At 72.7% G+C, this 25,906-nt stretch carries 23 protein-coding genes; 12 read left to right on the top strand and 11 right to left on the bottom strand.

Features of this window, described 5'->3' with window-relative positions:
* Positions 1-18: 18 nt before the first annotated feature.
* On the bottom strand, positions 19-1,065 hold the full coding sequence (locus tag EXE57_RS16260) for a DNA recombination protein RmuC (RefSeq protein ID WP_135079287.1): 1,047 nt from the start codon (positions 1,063-1,065) through the stop codon (positions 19-21).
* A gap of 79 nt (positions 1,066-1,144) precedes the next feature.
* Between EXE57_RS16260 and EXE57_RS16265 the strand changes: the two genes are divergently transcribed.
* Complete coding sequence (locus tag EXE57_RS16265; RefSeq protein WP_135079289.1) at positions 1,145-2,392, top strand: hypothetical protein; 1,248 nt, start codon at positions 1,145-1,147, stop codon at positions 2,390-2,392.
* Here the strand turns inward: EXE57_RS16265 and EXE57_RS16270 are convergent.
* The 8 genes from EXE57_RS16270 to EXE57_RS16305 all read right to left on the bottom strand — a co-directional run bounded on the left by EXE57_RS16270 (position 2,357) and on the right by EXE57_RS16305 (position 11,416).
* Positions 2,357-3,067 carry a class I SAM-dependent methyltransferase gene (locus EXE57_RS16270; protein ID WP_135079291.1) on the bottom strand — a complete coding sequence of 237 codons (711 nt, stop codon included), beginning with the start codon at positions 3,065-3,067 and terminating at the stop codon, positions 2,357-2,359. The genes EXE57_RS16265 and EXE57_RS16270 overlap by 36 nt on opposite strands.
* Positions 3,064-4,209, bottom strand: coding sequence for a dTDP-4-amino-4,6-dideoxygalactose transaminase (gene rffA / locus EXE57_RS16275; RefSeq protein WP_135079293.1), 1,146 nt, complete (start codon positions 4,207-4,209; stop codon positions 3,064-3,066). The genes EXE57_RS16270 and rffA overlap by 4 nt, the downstream gene beginning before the upstream one ends.
* Complete coding sequence (locus EXE57_RS16280) at positions 4,206-4,949, bottom strand: sulfotransferase family protein (RefSeq protein WP_135079295.1); 744 nt, start codon at positions 4,947-4,949, stop codon at positions 4,206-4,208. Before EXE57_RS16280 ends, rffA begins: the two co-directional genes overlap by 4 nt.
* Positions 4,946-5,893: a glycosyltransferase family 2 protein gene (locus EXE57_RS16285; RefSeq protein ID WP_135079297.1), complete on the bottom strand. Its 948-nt coding sequence runs from the start codon at positions 5,891-5,893 to the stop codon at positions 4,946-4,948. Before EXE57_RS16285 ends, EXE57_RS16280 begins: the two co-directional genes overlap by 4 nt.
* Positions 5,890-7,431, bottom strand: coding sequence for a DolP-mannose mannosyltransferase (locus EXE57_RS16290; protein ID WP_167305945.1), 1,542 nt, complete (start codon positions 7,429-7,431; stop codon positions 5,890-5,892). The genes EXE57_RS16285 and EXE57_RS16290 overlap by 4 nt, the downstream gene beginning before the upstream one ends.
* A gap of 115 nt (positions 7,432-7,546) precedes the next feature.
* Positions 7,547-9,064, bottom strand: coding sequence for a hypothetical protein (locus tag EXE57_RS16295; RefSeq protein ID WP_135079301.1), 1,518 nt, complete (start codon positions 9,062-9,064; stop codon positions 7,547-7,549).
* 2 nt (positions 9,065-9,066) lie between these two features.
* The gene (locus EXE57_RS16300; RefSeq protein WP_135079303.1) at positions 9,067-10,593 is read right to left on the bottom strand and encodes a glycosyltransferase 87 family protein; all 1,527 of its coding nucleotides are present in this window, start codon (positions 10,591-10,593) and stop codon (positions 9,067-9,069) included.
* 49 nt (positions 10,594-10,642) lie between these two features.
* Entirely contained in the window at positions 10,643-11,416 is a 774-nt protein-coding gene (locus EXE57_RS16305; protein ID WP_135079305.1) for an exodeoxyribonuclease III, read from the bottom strand.
* A gap of 126 nt (positions 11,417-11,542) precedes the next feature.
* On the opposite strand from EXE57_RS16305, the gene EXE57_RS16310 reads away from it, so the two are divergent.
* Together EXE57_RS16310 and ychF are read left to right on the top strand one after the other, a co-directional pair.
* Entirely contained in the window at positions 11,543-12,367 is an 825-nt protein-coding gene (locus EXE57_RS16310) for a M57 family metalloprotease (RefSeq protein WP_135079306.1), read from the top strand.
* A gap of 116 nt (positions 12,368-12,483) precedes the next feature.
* Entirely contained in the window at positions 12,484-13,560 is a 1,077-nt protein-coding gene (ychF, locus tag EXE57_RS16315; protein ID WP_135079308.1) for a redox-regulated ATPase YchF, read from the top strand.
* A gap of 21 nt (positions 13,561-13,581) precedes the next feature.
* Here ychF and EXE57_RS16320 read toward each other — a convergent pair whose 3' ends face one another.
* Positions 13,582-14,787: a patatin-like phospholipase family protein gene (locus EXE57_RS16320; protein WP_167305946.1), complete on the bottom strand. Its 1,206-nt coding sequence runs from the start codon at positions 14,785-14,787 to the stop codon at positions 13,582-13,584.
* Between the two features lie 108 nt (positions 14,788-14,895).
* Positions 14,896-15,078, bottom strand: coding sequence for a hypothetical protein (locus EXE57_RS16325; RefSeq protein ID WP_135079312.1), 183 nt, complete (start codon positions 15,076-15,078; stop codon positions 14,896-14,898).
* Positions 15,079-15,191: 113 nt separating this feature from the next.
* On the opposite strand from EXE57_RS16325, the gene EXE57_RS16330 reads away from it, so the two are divergent.
* The 9 genes from EXE57_RS16330 (at position 15,192) to xylA (ending at position 25,871) form a co-directional block, all read left to right on the top strand.
* A complete protein-coding gene (locus EXE57_RS16330; RefSeq protein WP_135079314.1) occupies positions 15,192-15,404 on the top strand; it encodes a PLD nuclease N-terminal domain-containing protein in 213 nt (70 codons plus the stop codon).
* Between the two features lie 75 nt (positions 15,405-15,479).
* Positions 15,480-16,835 carry a hypothetical protein gene (locus EXE57_RS16335; RefSeq protein ID WP_135079316.1) on the top strand — a complete coding sequence of 452 codons (1,356 nt, stop codon included), beginning with the start codon at positions 15,480-15,482 and terminating at the stop codon, positions 16,833-16,835.
* Positions 16,836-16,882: 47 nt separating this feature from the next.
* Positions 16,883-18,307, top strand: a complete 1,425-nt coding sequence (gene xylB, locus EXE57_RS16340; protein WP_135079318.1) for a xylulokinase — start codon at positions 16,883-16,885, stop codon at positions 18,305-18,307.
* A gap of 107 nt (positions 18,308-18,414) precedes the next feature.
* Complete coding sequence (locus EXE57_RS16345) at positions 18,415-19,686, top strand: ROK family transcriptional regulator (protein WP_135079320.1); 1,272 nt, start codon at positions 18,415-18,417, stop codon at positions 19,684-19,686.
* Positions 19,683-21,203 carry a sugar ABC transporter ATP-binding protein gene (locus EXE57_RS16350; protein WP_208542885.1) on the top strand — a complete coding sequence of 507 codons (1,521 nt, stop codon included), beginning with the start codon at positions 19,683-19,685 and terminating at the stop codon, positions 21,201-21,203. The genes EXE57_RS16345 and EXE57_RS16350 overlap by 4 nt, the downstream gene beginning before the upstream one ends.
* Positions 21,200-22,294 (top strand): ABC transporter permease, encoded by a 1,095-nt coding sequence (locus tag EXE57_RS16355; RefSeq protein ID WP_135079322.1) that lies wholly within the window; start codon positions 21,200-21,202, stop codon positions 22,292-22,294. Before EXE57_RS16350 ends, EXE57_RS16355 begins: the two co-directional genes overlap by 4 nt.
* Positions 22,295-22,370: 76 nt before the next feature.
* Entirely contained in the window at positions 22,371-23,444 is a 1,074-nt protein-coding gene (locus EXE57_RS16360; RefSeq protein ID WP_135079324.1) for a substrate-binding domain-containing protein, read from the top strand.
* A 76-nt stretch (positions 23,445-23,520) separates the two neighbouring features.
* Entirely contained in the window at positions 23,521-24,714 is a 1,194-nt protein-coding gene (locus tag EXE57_RS16365) for a Gfo/Idh/MocA family protein (protein ID WP_135079326.1), read from the top strand.
* Positions 24,711-25,871 (top strand): xylose isomerase, encoded by a 1,161-nt coding sequence (gene xylA / locus EXE57_RS16370; RefSeq protein ID WP_135079328.1) that lies wholly within the window; start codon positions 24,711-24,713, stop codon positions 25,869-25,871. The genes EXE57_RS16365 and xylA overlap by 4 nt, the downstream gene beginning before the upstream one ends.
* The last annotated feature ends 35 nt before the right edge of the window (positions 25,872-25,906 follow it).

Below are 25,906 nucleotides of genomic sequence, written 5' to 3' on the forward strand. Positions count from 1 at the left end.
CACCACCGTAGGGCGACCTCAGTCCTCACCGGACGCGGCGCGCCGGTCGACGCTGCGCAGCTCCACGCCCGCCACGGAGCGGGTGGCCGTCTCGACCTGGCGCGGGGTGGGCAGCTCGTCGTCGGTCACCGACAGGTCGTGGAACCGGCGAGCGGCGACCAGGACCCGCGACTCGAGGCTCCCGACGGCGCGGTTGTAGCTCGTGACGGCGCCGGTGAGCGAGCGACCCACCTGGTCGAGGTGGCTCCCGAGCGTCCCCAGCCGCTCGTGGAGGTCACGCCCGAGGTGGTGGATCTCCCGGGCCCGGCCGGCGAGCGCCTCGTGGCGCCAGCCGTGGGCGACGGTGCGCAGCAGCGCGATCAGGGTCGTCGGGGACGCCAGCACGACCTGCCGGGCCGCGGCGTACTCGATGAGGGAACCGTCGGTCTCGAGCGCGACCGCGAGGAACGACTCCGCCGGCACGAACAGCACCACGAACTCGGGCGTCTCGTCGAAGGAACGCCAGTAGGACTTCGAGCCGAGCGCGTCGACGTGGTGGCGCAGCTGACGGACGTGGCGCGCGAGCGCGTCGTCACGGACGGCGGCGTCCTCGGTCGAGGTGGCGTCGAGGTAGGCGTCGAGGGGCACCTTGGCGTCGACCACGACGGTCCGGCCACCGGCGAGGTGGACGACGAGGTCGGGCCGGCGGGCACCGTCGTCGACCTGCACCTGCTCGCGGAAGTCGCAGCGGTCGACCAGCCCGGCCAGCTCGACGGCGCGGCGCAGGTGGAGCTCTCCCCAGCGGCCGCGCACCTGGGGACGGCGCAGCGCGGTCGAGAGCGAGCGGGTCTCCTGCTGGAGCGCGGAGACGTGCTGGTGCAGCTCCCCCTGCCAGCTGGCGCGCTGCCGGTCGAGGTCGAGCACCTGGTCGCTGAGCCGGTCGAGGCCCTGCATCACCTCGGACTGCTCGACCATCCCCGCCGCCACCTGCGGGCGCGAGCGGGCCGCCAGCCAGCCGAGGGCGACGCCCAGCAGCAGGCCGAGCACCAGCACCACCAGCACCACGAGCAACTCCGCTGTCTCCATGGGGTCGAGCATGCCGGAGCCCACCGACAGGTCCGTCGGTGCGGGGAAACAGGTCCGGGTCCGGCACAATCAGCGACCGATGGAGAAGCCGGTGACCGCCCGAGGCGGACGTGACGCGTCGGTCCTGGCAGCAGGATCGCTGGGGGGCGGCGTCCTCGCCTACGTCTTCTTCGCGATGGTCACCCGTGCGCTCGGCGCCGACGACGCCGCCCCGGTGGCCGTGCTCTGGGCGTGGTGGAGCTTCGCCGGTGCTGCGCTGACCTTCCCGATCCAGCACTGGATCGCACGACAGTCGGCGCTCGACCACGGCGAGGGTGGGATCCGCCACGGGCTGCCGCGGGTCGCCGCAGCCGTGGCTGCCGTCTCCCTCGCGGCCGGCGGTCTCGCCTGGCTCGCCCGCGACCGGCTCTTCGGCCTCGACGGCGCGTCCTTCCCGCTGCTGGTCGTCGCGGTGGGCGTCGGGTCGGCGCTGATCGGGCTCGTGCGCGGCACCCTCAGTGCCCGGCGGCGCTTCAGCGCCGTGGGCACCGGGCTGGCCGTGGAGAACGCGCTGCGCTGCGCGGCCGCCGCCGTGCTGATGGCCGGTGGGGTGGAGGACCCCGTTGCGTACGGACTCGCGCTCGTGGCCGGGTACGCCGCCGTCCTGATCTGGCCGGCCGCGCTGGTCCCGCGCCGGGGGAACGCCGGCGCTGCCGGTCCGTCGCTCGCCTTCGTGTCGGCCGCCTCCGCCGGCCAGCTGCTCGCCCAGGTGACACTCACCGGCGGACCGGTGCTGCTGGCGGCCGTCGGGGGAGCTCCGGCCGAGGTGACGGCGCTCTTCGCCGGCCTCGCGCTCTTCCGGGCGCCCTACACCCTCGGGCTCGGGCTCGTCTCGGCCCTCACCGGCCGACTCACCCGGCTCGTCGTCGCCCGGCGCCGTGCGACGCTGCGGCGGGTGCGGCACGGCGTCGTGGCGGCCACGGTCGTGCTCGGGCTCCTGGGCGGCCTGGGGGCCGCCTGGCTCGGGCCGGACCTGATGGAGCTGGTCTTCGGGGAGGGGGTACGACTGGAGCCGGGTGCCACCGCCGTCATCGCCGTCGGCAGCGTCTTCGCCCTCGCCAACCTCGTCTGGACCATCGGCACCCTGGCCCGTGGTCGCCCGGTCGCCGCCGCCTGGGTGTGGCTCGTCGCGGCCCCGGCCGGCCCCGCGGCCTTCCTGCTGCGGGGCGGGAGCGCCCTCGACGACACGGCCGCCACCTTCCTCGCGGTCGAGGCCACCGCGTGGGTGGCCTTCGTGGTGCTGGACGTGCGCTCAGACCGGCTTCTCGGCGGCCAGGAAGATCGATGACCCGAACGGCAGGTCGCGCCGCCTGAGCACCCACTGCTCGACCCGGCTCGCGCCGAGCATCAGCCGCTCGACGGTGGGGGAGGGCTGCGGCAGGCCGTCGTCCGCCGGCGCGGAGCGACGCACCCGTCGCAGCAGCCGTTCGACCGCGAACAGCGGGAACACCCCGGCGAACCCGTGCGTGCAGCGGCGTACGTCGAAACCGGCTGCCTCGACGGCCGCCAGCAACCGCGGCTGGGTGTAGCGACGGTGGTGGCCGGCCCGGACGTCGTGGTCGGTCCAGGCCCACTGGTAGGCCGGGACGGAGAGCAGCAGCCGACCGCCAGGACGCAGCACCCGCGCGAGCTCTGAGACCGCGCGGGCCTCGGGCTCGCAGTGCTCGATCACGTCGAAGGCGGCCACCACGTCGAACGTGGCCTCCGGGAAGGGCAGGTCGAGCGCGGAGGCCCGGACACCCTGGCCGGGGACGAGGCCGCGGGGGTCGAGGTCGACGGAGACGTGCTGCTCCGCCCCGTGCATCCAGGTCACGCTCGGCCCGTCGGCGCTGCCGACGTCGAGGAGCCGGCCCGGGTTGCCGAGGTGGTCGCCCAGGGCGGCGTGGAGCAGCTCGGCACGGGCGCGGTACCACCAGTAGTCGGGCTGCTCGATCGAGGCCGACCCCTGGCGCTGCTGGGTCACGACGTGGCCCTCACCGCGGCCACGAGGCTCTCGCTCACCCGCGCCACGTCGGCCTCGGTGAGCGTGTTGAAGAACGGCAGCCGCACCAGCCGCGCGCTGACGTCGGTGGACACCGGGCACTCCGTGGGACGGGCCGAGAAGCGCCGGCCGCCCTCGGAGCTGTGCAGCGGCACGTAGTGGAAGGTCGTGGCGATACCCTGCTCGCGCATCGCCTGCATCACCCCGGGCCGCATCCCGGGGTCCGGGAGCAGCACGTGGAAGAGGTGCCAGGCGGGGTCGACGTGGTCGGGGAGGACCGGGAGCCGCAGGCCGAGCTCCTCGGCAGGCCCGGCCAGCCTCCCGAGGTAGCCCTCGAAGACCGCCCGGCGCCGGGACTGGATCGACTCCGCCTGCTCGAGCTGGGCGAGGAGGTAGGCCGCCAGCACGTCGGACATCCCGAAGGAGGAGCCGGTGTCGCGCCAGGAGTACTTGTCGACCTGGCCCAGGAAGAAGGCTTGCCGGTCGGTGCCCTTGTCGTAGAGGACGCGGGCGCGGTCGACGTCGGCCGGGTCGTTGAGCAGGAGCGCTCCGCCCTCGCCGCAGATGAAGTTCTTGGTCTCGTGGAAGCTCAGCGTGCTCAGCCGTCCCAGGCTGCCGAGCGGCTGGTCGCGCCAGCGGCCGAACAGGCCGTGGGCGGCGTCCTCGACGATCGTCACGTCGGGCCGGTCCCTCAGGGCGGCACGGATGCCGTCGATGTCGCACGCCACCCCGGCGTAGTGGACGACGACGACCGCCCGGACCGAGTCGTCCAGCAGCTCGGCGAGGTGGCGCGGGTCGAGGCCCAGCGTGTCCGGCTCGACGTCGCAGAAGAGGATCCGTGCGCCCTGCCGGGCGAAGGCCAGTGCGCTGCTGGTGAAGGTGAACGACGGCACGACGACGGTGTCGCCGGGGCCGAGGTCGAGCAGCAGGCAGCTGAGCTCGAGGGCGTCGGTGCACGAGGTCGTGAGCAGCACCTCCTGGGCGCCCGTGGCCTCCTTCAGCAGTGCTCCGGCACGCTGGGAGAACGGCCCTCCCGAGGACGTGTGGCCGCTGGCCACCGCCTCGCCGATGAGGTCCATCTCCTGCCCGGTGACCTCGGGTCGGTTGAAGGGGATGTCGCTCATGTCAGGCTCCTCGTGGTCCACGGGAGGTCGCGACCGAGCAGGCCCGCGAGGGCCTCGTCGCTCTCCCGGAAGTGGTGGCGCAGCCGCGCGACCAGGTCGTCGTCGAGCTCCCCGCCGGCCGTGGTGCTGGCGTTGACCGGGTCCTCGTCCGCCTCGGGCCGGACGTCCGGGTCGACCCCCAGCCAGGCGTAGAGCTCGGCGATCCGCGTGGGCTCGGCCAGCATCTCCTCGAGCAGCTGGATGCGGACGGGGAAGCGGTCCAGCCAGCGGGAGAGGTCGCGGACGTAGTGGCCGCGCTCGAGATAGGCGTACGGCGAGACCGACGACGTCGCGGGGTCCCACGGGTGCGGTCCGTCGAGGTTGGCCCGCAGCGCCTCCGCGAGCGGGCGGTTCTCGACGCCGTGGTCGCGGCTGAAGCTCCAGTTGGAGACGGCGCGCGCGATCGGGTCGCGCAGCTGCACCACGACCTGCGGCGTGCCCAGGGCCTCGGCCACCCGGTCGGGCGCGGTCGGGCTCTCGAGGTAGCTCGTGCTCTTCTCGCCGAGCACCACCGCACCGGCGGCGTGGGCGAACCAGCGGGCGCGGTAGGCATCGGCGTCGACAGGATCGTCCCCGAGGAAGACCTTCGGCTCCGGCCGCGAGGGCCGGGCCATCGCGATCTGGGGGTGGGCGGCCAGCTGGTCGTGCAACCAGGTGGTCCCGCAGCGCTGCGCGCCGACGACGAGGAAGTGCCGCGTCACCGGGCCACCCTCCGCACCACGTGGAAGGTCGCGTCCGAGCTGACGGTGTTGAGCGTCCGGACGACGTACTCGCCGATCATCGAGAGCAGCGCGATGATGAAACCGGCGAACAGCGACACGAGGACCATGATGGAGGTCCAGCCCGGCACGATCGACTCCGTGACCAGCGCGCGCACGAGCAGGAAGCCGCCGAGCAGGAAGCTCAGCCCGGAGATCGCGAAGCCGACGAGCGCGGCGGCGCGCAGCGGCCACGAGCTGTAGCTGAAGAGGATCGTGGTGACCAGCCGCAGGATCTTGATCAGGCTGTAGGTGCTCTTGCCCGCCGGGCGCGGGTCGTGGCGGACGGTGGCGTTGGCGCGGTTGCCCGAGAACATCAGGGCCTGACCGGTGATGTAGGGGTAGGCGGTGCGCGACGAGACGATGCGGTCCACGACGTCGCGCCGCAGGATCCGGAAGTTGGAGACGACCAGGTCCGTGGGCTGGCCGAAGACGCGCCGGTTGATGAGGCCGATCAGCCTGCTGCCCAGGCGCCGGTGGCCCGCGGCCTGCTTCTGCTCGAACTGGCCGAAGACGACCTCGTGGCCCGCCATCGCCTTGTCGATGAGCACGAGCGCCTGGTCGGGAGGGTTCTGCAGGTCGTCGTCCATGGTGATGACGTAGTCGCCGCCGGCCTCGCGCAGGCCGGCGAGGTTGGCGTAGTGCTGGCCGTAGTTCTTCATCAGGTCCAGCGCGACCACCCCCGGCGTCCGTGCCGCACGTTCGGAGATCACCCGCCAGCTGTCGTCGCTGCTGCCGTCGTTGACGAGGACCACCTCGTGCCGCAGCCCGGCCTCGGTGAACACCTCGACCACGCGGTCGATGGTCGTCCCGACGATCTCCTCGCTGTTGTAGACGGGGATCACGATCGAGTACGAGAAGCTCTCCCGGTCGAGCAGGTCGGTCATGGGCCGGATCGTCCCACGAGGGGCACTTCCGTCGTCAGAGGCCCCGCATGCACGAGCTCACGCGCCCGACGTACGTCCTCCCGGCTCAGCGTGTCGATCACGAACCAGCGGACGCTCGCCCGTGACCCCCCGAGGCGCACGTAGTCCTCCGCGAGCAAGGGCTGCAGCCAGTCGTGCGTCACCGGCCGGTCGACGGCGATGATCGTGGGCCGGATCCGCTCGAGGTCCTCGACGAGCTGTTCGAGGCCGCCCGGCCGGGTGTCGTCCACGAACTCCGTCATCCCGTTGAGGAACATCTGGTGGCGGATCGGGTTGTCGAGGTCGGCGAGGACCAGCGGCTGGGGAGAGCCGATCGAGAGGACGGTCGCCTCCGGACCCGTGACCGCGAGCAGTGCGTGCGCCTGCTCCCGCTGCTCCTCCAGGAGGGTGTTGCGGGTCGACCACGAGCCCTGCGCGGCCGCGACCAGCAGGGCGACGGAGGCCACGGCGAGCACCGCCCGCCGTGCTCGCGCGTCGAGTGCACGGGTGAGGAGGTGGAGCACCCCGGCGGTGCCGAGGGCAGCGAACGGGACGAAGACCAGGGCGTCGGGCCAGCCCTGGAAGGCCGTCAGGCTGAAGCCGAGCTCGGCGAGGACCCCCGCGCCGGTCGCGACCACGCCGACCGCGGTGGGGGAGGCGCGGTCGAGCCGTCGGGCCGCGAGCGCCGCCAGGACCACGCACGCCAGGCTGCCGCCGATCAGCAGCACGGTGGACCAGCCGTAGACGGGTCGCAGGATCTCGGGGACCCGGGCCCACGCCTCGAGGAGGCCCCGCTGCTCGGTGTAGCCGAGGTTGACGAGCAGGAAGCCCTCGAGGAACGCCCGGAGCGCCCCCACCACCCAGAAGCCGAGCAGGGTCACGGCGGTCACCACGACGCCGGCGCCGAGGTAGCGGCCGAGCGCGCTCAGGGTGGACCGGCGGCCGGGGAGCAGCAGCAGGGCCACGAGCGCCGCGACCACGAGGGGGAAGAAGGCGCCCTGCCAGGTCAGCGTCGCCAACGCCGTGCCGACACCGGCGGTGACCCACCGGCGGCGCCCGATCGCCCACAGGGTCAGCAGGATGCAGAAGATCATCGTGGTCTTCTCGCGTGGTCCGTACGTCGCGTAGTGCACGAACCCGCCGAAGGTGAGCATCGTCGTCCCGGCCACCAGCCCGGCGAGCCGGGAGCCGCACCAGTCGCGGGCGACGAGGTAGGCCAGCCAGACCGAGGCCACGGAGACGAGCGCCAGCAGGACCCGCATGGCCAGCAGGTCGTCGGTCCCGACGACGCGGCCGACCAGGGCGCCGACTCCCGGCACGAGGTGGGCGAGCGGGCCGGACCGGTTCAGGATCCCGACGTAGGGAGGTACGCCGTCGGCGACCCGCTGCCCGGCGTACGCGTAGACCGCGGCGTCCTGGCCCAGGTTGCCCCGGAAGCCGTGGAGCAGGAAGACCCCGGTGGCCGCGAGGGCGACCAGGACTCCGACACGGTCGATCCGGGACGGGAGAGCATTCGACAACCCGAGAGGTCCTTCCAGCGTGCGAGGCCGCGGCCGGCTCCCACCGGCCATCGATCACGCGCGGATGGTCGCAACTCGCGAAGGCCCGCCGCAAGCCCGGGTCAGGAGCGGCGTGTCACGCGCGCGGCGACGCCGTGGGGACCCCGGCGTCCTCGAGGACACCGCGCAGGTCGTCGACCCGCTCGTCCTCGAGCGAGGTGGTGGCGAACCAGAAGCCGTCCTCCCGGCTGCCACCGAGCAGCACGTAGTGCTCGCGGAGCACCGGGCGCAACCAGGTGTAGCCGGCCGCGTGCGGCTTGCCCATGACCAGGAGGGTGGGCTCGCGGCGCTCGACGTCGGCGGCCAGCCCGGCGAGGCCGCCAGGGACCTGCTCGTCGATGTAGCGGGCGAGGCCACGCCCGAAGTTCACGTAGCGGGTGGGGTTGGTCCTTCCCGTGAGCACCAGCGGGGCAGAGGACGCGAACGACTGGACGGTCGCGTCCGGGCCGGCAGCGGCGATCATGTCGGCCGCGAGCTCGCGTTGCCCGGCCAACCCGGTGGGTCGGCTCGACCACGAGGAGGCAGCCGCCGCGACCACCAGGCACACCGCCACCGTCGCGAGCGTGCGCCGTCCGGCCCGGTCCGGGAGGACACGGGCGGCCGACCCGGCCGCGCCCGCCACGCCGAGCGCGGCGAACGGCAGCAGGACCAGGGAGTCCGGCCATCCCTGGTAGGCGACCAGCGTCCACGCCAGGCACCCGAGGGTGCCGGCGCCGAGGGCGACCCGCGTGGGTCGGGTGCCGTGGCCGCGGCCCGGGCGCGCGAGCACGGCACCGGCGAGCACCAACGTCGCGACCGTGCCGAGGGCGAGCAGCCCCACGGACCAGCCGTAGCCCTCGACCAGGCTCGCAGGCTGCGCTGCGAGTCGGTCCAGGACCGTGGCCTGGGTCGTGTACCCGCCGAGGTGGACGCCGACGAAGCCCTCGTAGAACTCGGGCACGGCGTCCACCGCCGCGAAGCCGGCGACCGTCACCGCGAGCACCGTCAGGCCGCCGAGGACGACCCCCAGGACCGCGCGGAGCCGGGCCCGCCACGAGGGTTCGAGGACCGCCGCGGCCAGCACCGCGACGGAGGCCGGGAGGAACGACGGCTGCCAGGCGAGCGTGGCGAGAGCGACGGCTACCCCGGCGTACAGCCAGGCCCGGCGGGAGATCGCCCGCAGGACGAACAGCACCATCGTCGTCTTCTCGCGCGGACCGGAGGTCCCGAGCTCCACGAACCCCTGGAGGGCGAGCAGCGTGCCACCGCCCACCGCCCCGACCGCCCGGGACCTGAAGGTGTCGCGGGCGACCAGGTAGGCCACCCAGACGGCCCCGACGGAGACGAGGGCCATCAGCAGCCGGATCCCGAGGAGGTCGTCGATCCCGATCGCACGCGCCCCCATCGCCCCCAGCCCGGGGACCAGGTGCGCCAGCGGGCCGGCCCGGTTCTGGACCCCCACGTAGGGAGGTGCTCCCTCGGCGAGCTGCTGGCCGGCATACGCGTAGAGCGCCGGGTCGGCGCCGAGCCGACCCTCGAACCCGCGCAGCAGCAGGACGCCGAGTGCGGCGAGGGCCAGCAGCGGGCCCCAGGGATCGATCCGGAAGCGTCCCACCCTCAGTCGTCCGGGAGGTCCCGGCCGACGATCTCGCGGAGCTCCTCGAGCTCCGCCTCGCCGAGGGACCGGTCGACGTACCACGTCATCAGGTAGGTCGTGCCGAGCTCCTCGTAGTGGCGCTCGACGACCGGGTCGATGAAGTCGTACCAGGTGGGGTGGTCGATCGTGATCAGCGTGGGGCGCTCGTCCTCGATGTCCGCGGCCAGGCCCTCGAGGCCGCCGGGCCAGGTGTCGTCGACGTACTCGTAGAGGCCGGCGATGAACATCTGGTGGTAGACGATGTTGCGCATGCGGCCGAAGACCAGGGGCTGCGGCGCGCCGACCGACATCACCGTCGCGTCGGGCCCCACGACCTCGAGGACGTCCTCGTTGACGTCGCGCATCGCCCACAGCCGCTCGTCGCGCGTCTGCCACGACGAGAGCGTGGCGGCCACGAGCACGATCGCGACGTACGCCGCCACGACGACCGTGCCCGCACGGGCCGGGACCAGCCGGGCGACCAGGTGGACCAGGCCGCCGAGACCGGCCGCCGCGAAGGGCAGCATGAACATCGCGTCGGCCCAGCCGTTGAAGACGTAGCAGGACCACAGCACGCTGGCCAGCGTGCCGCCGCCGAGGGCGACCACCGCGACGGTGTGCGGGTCGTCGCGGTCGAGCCGGCGGACGCGCACGGCTCCGAGCACGACCATCGCGGCCAGACCGAGCAGGATCAGCCACAGCGACCAGCCGAAGCCGTCGAAGATCTCGCTCGGCTCGTCCGCGAAGTAGGCCAGCAGCCCGGTCTGACGGGTGTAGGTCGCGTTGATGAAGTAGAAGGCGTCCAGGAACTCCTCGAGCGCGTCGACCAGCACGTAGTAGAGGACGAAGGCAGCCGTCGTGAGCAGGCCGCCGACGGCGAAGCGGACCAGGGCCGTGAGCTGTGCCCGACGGGCCCGGAGCAGCAGGATCGCGACGGCGGCGGCGGCGGCGCCGCCGAAGAAGACGGGCTGCCAGGTCAGGGTGGCCAGTGCGACCGTGGTCCCGGCGAGGCCCCACCTCCGGTGCACGACGGCCCACAGGGCGATCGCGACCAGGAGCATCATGGTCGTCTTCTCGCGCGGACCACCGGTGGCGTAGGTGACGAAGCCCTGGAACGCGAGCAGGCTCGACGCGGCGGCGACCCCGGCGAGACGCGACCCGAACGCGTCCCGGGAGAGGAGGTAGACCACCCACACCGCGGCGACGGACAGCACCATCATCAGCAGCCGCATCACGAACAGGTCGTCGGAGCCGGAGTCCGCCCCGAGGAGCCGGCCCACCCAGGTGGCGACGCCCGGCACCATGTGGGCCAGCGGTCCGGCGCGGTTGAGGACCGACACGAAGGGCGGGACGCCCTCGGCGAACTGCTGCCCGCCGTAGGCGTACAGCGCGAGGTCGCGGGTGAGGATCCCGCCGAAGCCGTGGACCAGGAACACCACGACGGAGGCGGCGGCGAGCGCCGGCCCCCACGGGTCGATCCGGCGGAGGCGGTTCAGCGTCTCGGGCACGCGGGACACAGTAGGGCGGCCGGGTGAGGATCGGGGCACCGCGGCCGCCCTACGGGGTCGTGAGGTCCACCACGACCGGCGCGTGGTCCGAGGCTCCGGTCCCGGCCCGCTCGTCGCGGTCGATGAAGGCGCCGGTCACGCGCTCGGCCAGGGACGGGGAGCCGAGCACGAAGTCGATCTTCAGCCCGCGGTCGCGCTCGAAGCGCTGGCGGTAGTAGTCCCAGTAGGTGTAGCCCGGGGCGTGCTCGCGGGTGACCTCGAGGTATCCCTCGTCGAGGAACGCCTGGAAGGCGGCCCGCTCGGGCGGGGTGACGTGGGTGCTGTTGCGGAACTGTGCGGGATCGAAGACGTCGTCGTCGGTGGGGCAGATGTTCCAGTCGCCCACGAGCGCGGTCGGCTCGCCGAGCCAGCCGGTGGCCGCGTCACGGAGCCGGGCCAGCCAGTCGAGCTTGTAGACGTAGTGCGGGTCGTCCGGCTTGCGGCCGTTGGGGACGTACAGCGACCACACCCGTACGCCGCCACAGGTGGCTCCGAGTGCCCGCGCCTCGGCCGCCGCGGGCTCGCCCCAGCCCGGCTGGCCCGGAAAGCCGACCTCGACGTCCGCGAGCCCCACCCGGCTCAGGATCGCCACGCCGTTCCACTGGTTCACCCCGGCAGCGGCGACCTCGTAGCCCATCGCCTGCAGGCCCATCAACGGCAGCTGGTCCTCGCGGGCCTTGGTCTCCTGGAGCGCCAGCACGTCGACGTCGTGCCGCTGCAGGAACGCCTCGACCCGGTCGATGCGGGAGCGGAGTGAGTTGACGTTCCAGGTGGCGAGGCGCACCCCGCGACCCTAGCCCGCCTCAGATGTGTGCAGCGCACGAACCTGAGCCGGGCGGGGTCTGGTGGCGGCGGGTCCGGCAGCGGTTCACTCGGCAGCCTGCTCGGCACCCTCACAGAAGGAAGGTCCATGACGCGCCTCAACCCCCGCACCGTCGCCGCCGCCACCCTCGCGGCCGGCGCGCTCGCCGTCTCGGCGCTCCCCGCCCAGGCTGCGAACGAGTACGGCGACGCCCCGTCCTACCAGGACTTCCGCGCCTCGACGTACGTCGACTCCGACGCGCAGTACATCGTCAACGGCGACGAGCCGGTCGCCACGGACGGGCGGCTCCGCCAGTTCTACGACCAGATGGTGGGCGACAGGCACACCGGTCGTCAGGTCGAGGACGGGCTCATCGTCAACCGGGTCAACGGCCAGGACGACAGGTGGAGCGCCTCGCAGGTCGGCAACCTGACGTACTGCGTGAGCACCAAGTTCGGCTCGGACCACTCCCGGATGGTCACCGCGATGGCCAGCGGGGCCGGCCAGTGGGAGGCGGCCTCGTCGGCGGTCGACTTCGTGCACGTCCCGGCCCAGGACGCCAGCTGCAACACGCGCAACAACAACGTGCTCTTCTCCGTCGAGCCGGTGAACTCCAGCAGCTACATCGCGCGGGCGTTCTTCCCGAGCAGCCCGAAGCGGTCGCGCAACGTCCTCGTGGACGACTCGATCTGGACCTCCGGGTCCTGGACGCCCTCCAACATCGTCGCCCACGAGCTGGGCCACACGCTGGGCTTCCGCCACGAGCACACGCGTCCCGAGTCGGGCACCTGCTTCGAGGACAACAACTGGCGCCCGCTGACGCCCTACGACTCGGCCTCGATCATGCACTACCCCCAGTGCAACGGGTCCTCCGACGACCTCAGCATGACCGAGACCGACCGGGCGGGTGCCAGGGCGCTGTACGGCTCCTGACCCCGCCTCCCCCCGCGACAGCCCTCCCGCCTCCCCCCGGCGGGAGGGCTGTCCGCGTCCCGGCGGGTACGCCGGTGATTCGGGGCGGGTCCGCCAGCGCCGTAGACTGCCCGCCCGTGGCTCTCACCATCGGCATCGTCGGCCTGCCCAACGCCGGCAAGTCCACCCTCTTCAACGCCCTCACGAAGAACGACGTGCTCGCGGCGAACTACCCGTTCGCGACGATCGAGCCGAACGTCGGCGTCGTGGGGGTCCCCGACGAGCGGCTCCCGCAGCTGGCGGAGGTCTTCGACAGCGCGCGGGTCCTGCCGGCGACCGTCGAGTTCGTCGACATCGCCGGGATCGTCCGCGGCGCCAGCGAGGGCGAGGGACTCGGCAACAAGTTCCTCTCCCACATCCGGGAGTCGGCCGCGATCTGCCAGGTGACGCGGGTCTTCCGCGACGAGGACGTCACGCACGTCGACGGCAAGGTCGACCCTGCGAGCGACATCTCCACGATCCAGACCGAGATGATCCTGGCCGACCTGCAGACGGTAGAGAAGGCGGTCCCGCGGCTGGAGAAGGAGGCGAAGGGCAAGAAGGAGCTGCTCCCGGTCGTCGCGGTCGCCAGGGAGGCCCAGGCGGCGCTGGAGGCTGGGACGCCGATCATCGCAACCGACCTCGACCGAGCGCTGCTCCGCGAGCTGTCCCTGCTGACGGCCAAGCCGTACATCTACGTCTTCAACTGCGACGCCGACGAGCTGGTCGACGAGGACCTCAAGCAGCGGATGCGTGACCTGGTCGCGCCCGCCGAGGCGATCTTCCTCGACGCGAAGTTCGAGGCGGAGCTGGTCGAGCTGGACGATGACGCCGAGGCCCGCGAGATGCTGGCCGAGATGGGCATCACCGAGCCCGGCCTCGACCAGCTGGCCCGGGTCGGCTTCGACACCCTCGGCCTGCAGACCTACCTCACCGCCGGGCCCAAGGAGGCCCGCGCCTGGACGATCCGCAAGGGGTCGACGGCCCCCGAAGCCGCGGGCGTGATCCACACCGACTTCCAGAAGGGCTTCATCAAGGCCGAGATCGTCTCGTTCGAGGACCTCCTCGAGGCCGGGTCGATGCTCAAGGCCAAGGAGGCCGGCAAGGTCCGCATGGAGGGCAAGGACTACGTGATGCAGGACGGCGACGTCGTGGAGTTCCGCTTCAACGTCTGAATCAGGGCGACCCGTCGGCGCTCAAGGGTCCGGAAGGGCATCGGTCCGCCACAGGTCCGGGTTCTGCTCGACCCAACGCAGGGCGTCGCGGCGCCCGAAGGCGGCGGCTGCGGCGAAGAAGTCGGGGTCGAACAGGAGGTAGGAGAGAAGCTCGCCCTGCAGCGGGCTGTCGCTGCCGAGCAACCGGTGCACGATCTGCAGGTCGGGATCGCCGAGGGTGCGCATCAGCGAGCCGTGGTTGGCGCGGAAGACCTGGATCGCGGTCCGAGCCAGCTCCTCGCCGTCCTCGGGCGCGACGGCGACGTAGGGGACCGTGCGGTACGCGTCCCGGCCTCGGGCCGCGCGGTGACGCTCGAGGATCGGGGCGAGCTCGGCGTCGCCGGTCAGCCCGTTCAGGTCCGTGAGCCGTCGCAGGTCGTGTCGCAGCGGGTCGTCCATGACTGCGCCGAGCAGGGTGGCCCCGGCGTCTCCCAGGTCGACGGCGACCCGGTCCAGGTCGGGTTCTGCGGCTGGTGGGCGTAGCCCGCCGGTGCCGACCACGACCACCCGATCGGCACCGAGCTCGAGTGCGGGAGCGAGAGGCGCTCGTCGGCGGGTGGCGCCGTCGACGAACCACCCCGCCGCCTCGGCCGGTTCGTCGACGTGCACCGACGGGAACAGGACCGGGATCGCCGCGGAGGCCATCAGGTGGGGGACGTCGAGCCGGGCGGCGACGAAGCGCCCGTGGTACTCGGGCGCCGAGCGAGGTACGGGGGAGCCGGACTCGGTGAACATGGTGACCCGCCCGGTTCGGACGGAGGTCGCCGTGACGGCCACGGACCCGATGACGCCGTCCGTGACGTTGCGGTGCAGGGCATCCCAGTCGATGTGCGTCGCGAGGGTCTGGGCGAGTGGCTGGCTTCCGAACAACCCGCGCAGCCGGAAGTGCGACAGCCCCAGCGTCTCCGACGCGTACCGCACGACCACGTCGGGCACCTGCCTCCACAGCGGGCGCATCACGTTCTGCTTCGTGGTGTGGCTGAGCACGTTGTCGAGCCGCGTGGTCTGCTCGTCCGGCTCCAGGTGGGCCGTCGCGCCGAGCGCGGCCGTGAGCAGGGCGCCGGCGCTGGTTCCGACCAGCACGCGGGGCCGGGTTCCGCGTTCCGCCACGGCCGGCAGGAGCACCTCCAGCGCGCCCACCTGGTAGGCCGAGCGAGCGCCTCCCGCATCGAGAACCAGCGCCACCACGGGCGCATCCGCTCTCCGAGCCTGGCCAGCCTGCACCTCCTGAGCCTAGTTCGTGAGGGTCCCGCACGCGATCCGACTGCAGATGACGATCTTCCAGCAGGGAGGTGCTCAGCGCCGGACGCGCGCAGGTGCCGGACGCGCGTCGTGCAGATAGTCGTACACGCGCAGCGTCACGAGCGCGGCGGTCGCGGCCGCGGCGACGGTGGCGAGCGCCGCGATCTCGTGGGGGGTCAGCCCGGTGCCGTCGACGAGGGCGCGCGAGACCTCGCGGGCCGCGCCGGTCACGTGCATCGCTGCTCCTCGGTCCCTCGGTGGGGTGGGCCCACTCTCGTGGGGAGGGACGGCCGAGGCATCCCCCGAGGAGGGTGAACCGCCACGGTGCTGTCCGGGGATAGCCTCGGCGCGTGGCACAGAAGTCGTGGTCCGAGCTCAGCCCGTCGCAGCAGCGCGCCATCGTCGCCGTGGGGGTGGTCGAGACCGTCCTGACCGTGGCGGCCCTCGTCGACCTGGCCCGCCGGCCCGCGGAGGGCGTACGGGGACCGAAGGCGGCGTGGGCCCTCGCCACGTTCGTGCAGCCGGTCGGCCCGGTCGCCTACTTCGTTGCCGGTCGCAAGTAGTGGCCCCTTCTCACGGCGCCCGCCCGGTGCCACACTGCGCGGGTGGAATCGGCTCCAGCTGCTGAGGGAGAGGCCATGGAGATGGCGAAGCACGGGCGCCTCGGGCGCCTCACCATCCTCTTGCTCGCGCTGGTGGCCGGCTTGGTCACGCTGGCGCCGCCCGCGTCGGCGGCGCCCGAGCAGAAGGTGACGATCTGCCACCGCACGACCTCGCCGACCAACCCCTACGACCAGATCGCCGTGGCCCAGTCGGCGGCGCTCAACGCCCACGCCGGCCACACGGGCCCGATCTTCACCGTGGGGGCCGACAACTGGGGCGACATCATCCCGCCGATCCCCGGGCTGCCCGGCGGGCTGAACTGGCCGGAGGGCCGCTCGGTGCTCGAGAACGGCTGCGAGGTGGAGCCGGACGTGGGGCCGCTGCCGTCGGCGACGATCGGGGACGTCGAGTGTGCCGGCACGCTGCCCACCCTCACGATCACGGTCAGCAACGCCCCGGACGCCACCCAGCCCGCGTTCTTCGCCATCGGCGTCGACGGGTCGGTGGTGCGACGCGTCGGCCCCGTCGCGCCGGGCGCCAGCGAGACGGTCGTGCTCGGACCCGCGCTCGCCACCCGGGAGGACCAGACCTTCGCCGTCACCGTCCGCTCTGGTGGGGAGATCGTCGCGAGCAAGGTCGTCACCGTGCACTGCGAGGCCGGCCCGCCCGACGTGGAGCTCACGGCGCAGCTCGGCTGCTCCGGGGCCACGGCGCAGGGCACGGTCACCCTCACCAACAACGGCACCGAGCCGGTCGAGGTGACCGCGACGGTCGACGGGACCCCGGTGGGGGCACCCGTCACGGTTGCGCCTGGCGCGACGGAGACCGGCGCGGCCGACCTGTCGGCGTACGAGGACCAGACCGTGACCGCGGTGATCCTCGTCGACGGGGTCGAGGTCGCGCGGTTCGTCATCTCACCCGACTGCGTGGCCCCGGAGCCGGCGCCGCGGGTCGGGATCGCCGGTGCCGTGTGTCCACCGCCGAGCACCACCCTGACCCTGGCCAACGACGGCGACCCCGGTTCGACCGTGGTCTTCACGATCCGCATCGACGGTCGGGTCGTGCAGCGCAGCGCGCCGATCCACGGGGGCGAGGAGACCACCATCGTCGGTGACCTGACCGCTTTCGAGGACCAGACGGTGGTGGTGGAGCTGCTGGCCGACGACCGGGTCCTGGGCCGACGAACGTTCGACGTCGACTGCGTGGCGGTCGCGCCCGGCACCGGCACGACCTCCCCCTCGGTACCGACCGTCGTCCCCGCCGGGGTCGAGCCGGCGTCGGCTGACGACCAGTCGCCACGAGGGCTGCTCGTGGTCGGACCGGTGCTCCTCGGCTCGCTCCTGGGGGCGCTCCTCGTCTGCCGCGACCGGTCCCGACGACTGGTGCCGTAGCCGCAGTCGGACCTGCGTCGCCACCATCTGTGCCACTATTCCGGCGCATGACGACACCTGGCCCGCTCGTCGCGGGCATCGACTCCTCGACGCAGTCCTGCAAGGTCGTGGTCCGGGAGGCCCGGACCGGACGCCTGGTGCGTGAGGGACGCGCCCCGCACCCCGAGGGGATGGAGGTCGATCCCGAGGCGTGGTGGACCGCGCTCCAGACCGCGGTCGGCCTCGCCGGTGGCCTCGAGGACGTGGCCGCCGTGTCGGTCGGCGGCCAGCAGCACGGCATGGTCTGCCTGGACGAGGACGGCCACGTCGTACGTCCGGCGCTGCTGTGGAACGACACCCGCTCGGCGGGGGCGGCACGGGACCTGGTCGACGAGCTCGGCGGGCCCGAGGTCGGCGGCAGGGCCTGGGCGGAGGCCGTCGGCGTGGTCCCGGTGGCGTCCTTCACGATCACCAAGCTGCGGTGGCTGGCCGAGCACGAGCCCGAGCACGCCCGCCGTACGGCAGCGGTCTGCCTGCCGCACGACTGGCTGACCTGGCGGCTGTCGGGGGCGACGGACCTGGCGGACCTGACGACCGACCGCAGCGACGCCAGCGGCACCGGCTACTGGTCGGCCGTGACCGGCTCCTACCGCGAGGACCTCCTCGAGCAGGCCTTCGGCTCGGTGCCCCGGGTGCCGCGGGTGGTCGCACCGGGTGCAGCGGCGGCGACGACGCCCGGGGGGACGTTGCTCGCAGCGGGTGCCGGGGACAACGCCGCCGCAGCACTCGGGCTGGGCGCGGAGGTGGGAGACGTGGTCGTCTCGATCGGGACGTCGGGTGTCGTCACCGCCGTGACCGACAGCCCGACCGTCGACCCGACCGGCACCGTCGCGGGGTTCGCGGACGCCACCGGCCGTTTCCTCCCGCTCGTGGCCACGCTGAACGCGGCCCGGGTGCTCGACGCCGTGGCCGGCCTGCTGGGCGTCGACCACCACGGCCTCGCCGAGCTCGCGATGCAGGCGGCGCCGGGTGCCGGTGGCCTGGTCCTGGTGCCGTACCTCGAGGGCGAGCGCACCCCCAACCTCCCGGACGCCACGGGGTCGGTGCACGGCCTGACCCTGGCCTCGGCCACCCGTCACGACCTCGCCCGCGCGGCGGTCGAGGGCCTTCTCTGCGGGCTGGCCGACGGCATGCAGGCCGTGGCGGCGACCGGAGTGGAGCCGCGGCGGGTGCTGCTGGTCGGGGGCGCGGCCGCCTCCGAGGCGGTCCGGACCTCGGCGCCGCAGGTGCTCGGCCTGCCGGTCGACGTACCGCCGGCGGGGGAGTACGTCGCCGACGGCGCGGCCCGCCAGGCCGCCTGGGCGCTCCTGGGGGACGACGTCCCGCCGACGTGGCCGCGGACCGGCACCCGCCGCTACGACGCGGCCGCGGTGCCCGCCGTGCGCGAGCGCTACCGCGAGGCCAGCGGCCTGCACCTGTCCCGCCTCGGCTGACCAGACCACCGCGCGACACCCACACCCGACCCTTGACGTGACGCGTGCCACACGATTAGTTTGGCGGTCCATCAAACTAATCGGCGACGTCGCCGGGGGGACTCGACATGGCGCAGGCGCGGGACGGCTGGCAGGGTGCCGGCTCCGGTGGTGCCGACCAGCGGACGCTGCGTCGGGCCAACCTGGCGCTCGTCATGCACGGCCTGCGCGACGGCGGTCCCCGCTCCCGGGCCCGGCTCGCCGCCGACCTCGGTCTCAACAAGGCCACCGTCTCGAGCCTGGTCGGCGAGCTCATGGAGCGCGGCCTGGTCCGCGAGGGGAAGGCCGAGCGTGGCGCCGTCGGCCGTCCCGGCACGATCGTCGAGCTCGACGGCACGGGGGCGTACGGCGTCGGCGCCGAGATCAACGTCAACCACGTCACGACCCTCGCCGTCGACCTCGCCGGCGAGGTCGTCAGCGAGCACCGATCCTCGGTCGACACCCGAGGGCTGCGGCCCGAGCAGGTCGTCGACCGGCTGGTGGAGCTGCTCCACGGCACCCTGGCCGACGTCGCGGAGCGCGGGAGCGAGCCGGTCGCGGTCGTGACGGGGGTCGCCGGACTCGTCGACCGAGACCGCGGGACGGTGTCGGTCGCCCCCAACCTCGGCTGGCAGGACGTCCCCGTGGCCGCGATGCTGCGCGAGCGCCTCGACGAGCCGGACTACCTCGTCGAGGTGGCCAACGAGGCCAACCTCGCCGCGGTCGCCGAGGCCACCCCCGGCGACCCGGACCGACGCGACATCCTCGTGGTCCACGGTGAGGTCGGCATCGGAGGCGGGATCATCGCCGACGGCCGCCCCTACCAGGGGCGTCTGGGGTTCGCCGGCGAGTTCGGCCACATGGTCGTCGACCGTGACGGCCGGCGCTGCGGCTGCGGGCGCACCGGTTGCTGGGAGACCGTGATCGGCCTGACCCGCCTGCTGGAGGAGGCCGCGGACCCGACCGACGACCTCCGTGGCCCGGAGCTCGAGCTGGAGGAGCGCGTCGCCGAGATCAACCGGCGGGCAGCCGCCGGGGATGAGCGCACCCTGGCCGCCCTGCACGAGGTGGGACGGTGGGTCGGCATCGGCGCGGCCGCCCTGACCAACGCGCTCAACCCGGGGGTCATCGTGCTCAGCGGCTACCTCGGCGAGATCGGGGAGTGGATCGAGGCCGACGTCGAGGCCGAGGTGGCCTCGGGTGTCCTGGCCCCGGGATCGGGCGGCACCCGGATCGCGCTCTCGACCATCGGCCTGTCCGCCGCCGTCCGTGGTGGCGCCGCCGTCGCCATCGATCACGTCTACGAGGACCCCACGCTCGTGCCGCGCGCCGGGGTCCCCGAGCTGGGAGCGACCTCATGACCACCACCACGACCACGGCGCCCCTGCTCTCGATGAGCGGGATCGTCAAGCGCTTCCCGGGAGTCGTCGCCCTCGGCGGGGTCGAGCTGGAGGTGCGGGCCGGCGAGGTGCACTGCCTGCTCGGCCAGAACGGTGCGGGCAAGTCGACCCTGATCAAGGTGCTCTCCGCGAGCTACCAGCCCGACGAGGGCGAGATCCGGTGGGAGGGCGAGCCGGTGTCGCTGTCGACGCCGCAGGCGGCGATGCGGATCGGGATCTCCACGATCTACCAGGAGCTGGACCTGGTCCCCGGGCTCAGCGTCGCCGAGAACATCTCCCTCGGTCACGAGCTGTCCACCGCGGGCTTCAGCCAGCGGGCCGAGACCACCCGGCGGGCACGGGAGCTCCTCGCCCGTCTCGGCCATGCCGAGATCCCGCCGGGACGCTCGGTCGGCATGCTCTCGCCGGCGGCGCAGCAGGTGGTCAGCATGGCGCGGGCGCTGTCCCACGACACCCGGCTCCTCGTGCTCGACGAGCCCTCGGCCGTCCTGGACCAGGGCGAGGTCGACAACCTGTTCCGGGTGATCCGCGAGCTCACCTCACAGGGCGTCGCCATCATCTACATCTCGCACCGGCTCGAGGAGATCCGCCAGATCGGTGACCGGATCACGGTGCTCAAGGACGGCAAGACGGTGGCCACCGGACTCGCAGCCCGGGACACGCCGACCTCCGAGCTGATCCGCCTGATGACCGGCCGGTCCATCGAGTACGTCTTCCCGCCGCGGGGGAACGTCGCGGCCGACGCGACGTCCGTCCTCGAGGTGCGCGACCTCGCACTGGCCGGAGCCTTCTCAGGCGTGGACCTCACGGTCCGGACCGGCGAGATCGTCGGTCTCGCGGGGCTGGTGGGCGCCGGGCGGTCCGAGATCCTCGAGACGGTCTACGGCGCGCGCAAGCCCACCTCCGGCACCGTCACGGTCCACGGCCAGCCGCTCCGCGGAGGGTCGGTGCCGGCCGCCGTACGCGCCGGGGTCGGGCTGTGCCCCGAGGAGCGGAAGAGCCAGGGGCTGCTGCTCCACCAGGCGGTCTACCGCAACGTCACGGTCTCCTCGCTCAGGCGGTTCTCCCGGTTCGGCCTGCTGGACAGCCGTGCCGAGCGTCGCCGGGCCAGCGAGGTCACCGACTCCCTCGACGTACGGCCCGCCGGCGTCGAGCGCCTGGTGCGGCTGCTGTCGGGCGGCAACCAGCAGAAGGTGGTGCTGGCCCGGTGGTTGCTCCGGGGGTGCCAGGTGCTGCTGCTCGACGAGCCGACGCGCGGAGTCGACGTGGGGGCCAGGACCGAGATCTATGCCCTGATCCGCACGCTCGCCGACTCCGGCGTGGCCGTGGTCGTGGTGTCGAGCGAGGTCGAGGAGGTGCTCGGACTCTCCGACCGGGTGCTCGTCATCAGGGAGGGCCGGGTCGTCCACGAGGGACCGGCGACGGAGATCGACGAGTCGCGGGTCCTGGACCTCGTGATGGAAGGAAGGGTCGCATGAGCGAGCAGAGCACGAGCCCCGGGGCCGACAGGCCGGCCGAGCGGCGGCTCGCGGAGGAAACCGTCGAGCCGACGCGCGACACCCTGGAGGTCGAGCAGCGTGCCGCGGCCACCGACCGCTCGCCGCGGGCAGGCATCCTCAGCGGAAGCGTGGGCCACAACCTCGGGCTGGTCGTCGCCCTCGCGCTGATCTGCCTGGCCGGGGTGATCACCGTCGGCGACCGCTTCGCGAGCGTCGACAACATGGTGACGATCCTGCGGCTGGCCTCGACGATCGGCGTCGTCAGCGTCGGGATGACCTTCGTGATCACCGGCGGTGGGATCGACCTGTCGGTGGGGGCGATCCTCGCCCTCTGCTCGGTGTGGGCCACGACCTTCGCCACCCAGACCATGGCCGAGGACACCCACTGGTTGGTGATGGTCTTCGTCGCCCTCGCGGTCGGCGCCGGGTGCGGCCTGGTCAACGGGGTCCTGATCGCCTACGGGAAGGTCGTGCCGTTCATCACGACGCTCGCGATGCTCGCGAGCGCCCGGGGCCTGGCCGAGATCATCTCGGAACGACGTACGCAGATCGTCAGCGTCCAGGAGTTCAAGGACTTCTTCGGCGCCGACGTGCTCGGCGTCCCGGTCATCGTGATCATCTTCGCCCTCGTCGCCGCGATCGGCTGGGTGGTGTTCAACCGCACCACCTTCGGCCGCCGCACCCTCGCGGTCGGCGGCAGTCCCGAGGCGGCCCGCCTGGCCGGCATCAACGTCAACCGGCACACCGTGATGCTGTACGTGCTCGTCGGTGTCTGCTGCGGCATCGCCGCCCTGATGCTGATCTCGCGCACCACGACGGGCAGCTCCACGCACGGCCAGCTCTACGAGCTGGACGCGATCGCCGCCGTCGTCATCGGCGGGACCCTGCTCTCCGGGGGCCGCGGCACGATCGTCGGCACCGTCTTCGGGGTGCTGATCTTCACGACGCTCACCAACGTCTTCACCCTCAACAACCAGGACACCTCGACCCAGGCGGTCGCGAAGGGCCTGATCATCGTCGTCGCCGTGATGCTCCAGCAGCGCCTCGCGAGACGTTCGGCCGCCACCTAGACCTCGGACACCGCACCACCGCACCACCGCAGCACCAGCACCACCGCATCCATCGAGAAAACAAGGAGCACCAGCCATGCGACTGCGCACCACCACCACCACTCTCCGGAGCCGTCGTGTCACAGGCCTCGTGGCCGCCGGCGCGGTCGCCGCCCTGGCCCTGTCCGCCTGCACCGGCAGCGCCCAGGACGCCGAGAACGACGACTCCGGCAGCGACCAGCCGGCCGCTGCCGCCGGGAGCAACGACGAGGAGGGCGACACCGTCACCATCGGGTTCTCCGCTCCTGCCGCCGACCACGGCTGGATGGCAGCCATCACCAACAACGTCCGCGACCTCCAGGAGGAGTACCCCGACATCGACCTCCAGATCGCCGAGGGAACCAACGACGTCAACCTCCAGATCAGCCAGGTGGAGACCTTCATCAACGACGAGGTCGACGCCATCGTGCTGCTCCCGTTCGACGGGGCCGCGATGACGCCCATCGCGCTCGAGGCCATGGAGGCCGGCATCACGGTCATCAACGTCGACCGTGAGTTCGACGACCCGAACGCGGCCCGTGTCACGGTGCTGGGCGACAACTACGGCATGGGTGTCTCCGCCGGGCAGTACATGTGCCAGGAGCTGGGCGACAACCCGGACGCCGTGGTCGCCGAGATCGCCGGGATCGACTCGCTCCCGCTGACCCAGGACCGCAGCCAGGGCTTCGAGGACGCCCTCTCGGAGTGCGGGCTGGAGGTCTCCAACCGGGTCGCCGCCGACTTCACGGTCGAGGGCGGCGAGGAGGCGGCGGCCAACCTGCTCCAGGCCGCGCCGCAGATCGACGCGATCTGGAACCACGACGACGATCAGGGCGTCGGCGTCCTGGCCGCGATCGAGAACGCCGGCCGCGACGAGTTCTTCATGGTCGGCGGCGCCGGGTCGCAGCAGGCGATGGAGCAGATCCAGAGCGGTGACGGGGTGCTCCAGGCCACCGTCATCTACCCCTCGACGCAGGGCGCGGACGGGGTCAAGCTCGCCCGGCTCGTCGCGCAGGGGAAGTCCATGAGCGACCTGGTCGAGGTCGAGGTGCCCCGCACGGTGCAGCTCTACGCACCCGTGGTGACCGCTGACAACGTCGACCAGTTCATCGACTCGGCGTTCCTGTCCTGACCCCCCTCGGCGGCTCCCGGCCCAGCTGGCCGGGAGCCGCCGCGGAGCCCGCCCGCCGACACGAGGAAGCAGGTCCATGACCACCACACCCGACGTCCCCGGCGCCGCCCCCGGCCTCTCGGTCGGCATGGTCGGCTACGCCTTCATGGGCGCTGCCCACTCGCAGGCCTGGCGCAGTGCCCCACGGTTCTTCGACCTCCCGCTGCAGCCACGGATGACGGCGCTCGCCGGACGTGACGCGGCGGGTGTGGCGGCGGCTGCCCGACGGCTGGGATGGGACTCGACGGAGACGTCGTGGGAGGCGCTCGTCGCCCGCGACGACATCGACCTCGTCGACGTGTGCACGCCCGGCGACACCCACGCCGAGATCGCGATCGCGGCGCTGGAGGCCGGCAAGCACGTGCTGTGCGAGAAGCCGCTCGCCAACACCGTCGAGGAGGCCGAGGCGATGGCCGCGGCGGCCGAGACGGCGGCGGCCCGCGGGGTGCACGCGATGGTGGGCTTCACCTACCGCCGGGTGCCGGCGATCGCCCTGGCCCGGAAGCTGGTGGCGGACGGGAGGCTCGGCACGATCCACCACGTCCGGGCGCAGTACCTCCAGGACTGGATCGTGGACCCCGAGGCGCCGCTGTCGTGGCGCCTGGACAAGGCGAAGGCCGGGTCGGGTGCGCTGGGCGACATCGGGGCCCACATCGTCGACCTCACGCAGTTCATCACCGGAGACACCGTGGCTCGCGTGTCCGGTCGGCTCCGCACCTTCGTCGACGAGCGACCGCTCCCGGCCGAGCACGCCGGCCTCTCGGGGACCGCGGGGACCGGGCGGGGCCCGGTCACCGTCGACGACGCCGCGACCTTCCTGGCCGACTTCCGCGGGGGCGCGCTCGGCGTCTTCGAGGCCACGCGCTTCGCGAACGGGCGCAAGAACGCCATCCGCATCGAGATCAACGGCTCGCGCGGCAGCCTCGCCTTCGACTTCGAGGACATGAACCTGCTGCACTTCTTCGACGGCACGGAGGACCCCGAGTCGGCCGGCTTCCGTCGCATCCTCGTGACCGAGCCGCAGCACCCGTACGTCGGTGCGTGGTGGCCGCCGGGCCACCTGCTCGGCTACGAGCACGGCTTCACCCACCAGGTCGTCGACCTCGTCGGGGACCTGGCCTCCGGCACCGCACCGTCCCCTTCCTTCGCCGACGGCCTGCAGGTCCAGCGTGTGCTGGCCGCCGTCGAGCGGAGCTCCGACACCCACTCCTGGCAGGAGATCCCCGCATGAGCGACCTCACCCCCACCCCCGACGACAAGTTCTCCTTCGGCCTGTGGACCGTGGGGTGGCAGGGCACGGACGTCTTCGGACCGGCCTCCCGGTCCCTGCTCGACCCGGTCGAGGCGACGTACCGCCTCGCCGAGATCGGCGCCGCGGCCGTCACCTTCCACGACGACGACCTGGTCCCCGACGAGAGCCTGCGCGAGGCGACCCTCGAGCGGTTCGAGAAGGCGCTGGCCGACACCGGCCTGGTGGTCGAGATGGTCACCACGAACCTCTTCAGCCACCCGGTCTTCAAGGAGGGCGGCCTCACGGCCAACAACCGCGAGGTCCGGCGCTACGCGCTGTCCAAGGTGGTCCGCAACATCGACCTCGCGGCGTCCCTGGGGGCGCGCACCTTCGTCCTGTGGGGCGGGCGCGAGGGAGCCGAGCACGGCGGGGGCAAGGACGTGCAGGCGGCGCTCGATCGCTACGCCGAGTCGCTGAACCTGCTCTGCGCCTACGTCACCGAGCAGGGCTACGACCTTCGCTTCGCCCTGGAGCCCAAGCCCAACGAGCCGCGGGGCGACATCCTGCTCCCCACCATCGGCCACGCCCTCGCGTTCATCGGAGAGCTCGACGACCCCGCCAGGGTGGGGCTCAACCCCGAGGTCGGGCACGAGGAGATGGCGGGCCTCAACTTCGCGCAGGGCATCAGCCAGGCGCTCTGGCACGACAAGCTGTTCCACGTCGACCTCAACGGCCAGCACGGCCCGCGCTTCGACCAGGACCTGCGGTTCGGTGCGGGCAACGTGCGCGGTGCCTTCTGGACGGTCGACGCCCTGCTCGGCGCCGGCAGCGGGAAGGCGTACGACGGCTACGTCCACTTCGACTTCAAGCCCCCGCGTGCCGAGGCCTCCGACGGGGTCTGGGCGTCCGCGAGCGCCTGCATGCGCAACTACCTCGTGCTGCGCGAGCGGGTGCGGTCCTTCCGGGCCGACCCCGAGGTCGCAGCGGCCCTCGACGCGGCCGAGGTGGCCACGCTGCGCGAGCCCACCATGGCCCCCGGCGAGACGCTCGCCGACCTGCGGGCGGCCACCTACGACATCGAGGGACTTGCCGAGCGCAGTGTCGGCATGGAGGTCCTCGACCAGCTCGCGATGGACCACCTGCTGGGGATCCGGTGAGGACCTGCAGCACCCGACACGACGAGACGAGGAGC

Source organism: Nocardioides euryhalodurans, assembly GCF_004564375.1.
Taxonomy (GTDB): Bacteria; Actinomycetota; Actinomycetes; order Propionibacteriales; family Nocardioidaceae; genus Nocardioides; species Nocardioides euryhalodurans.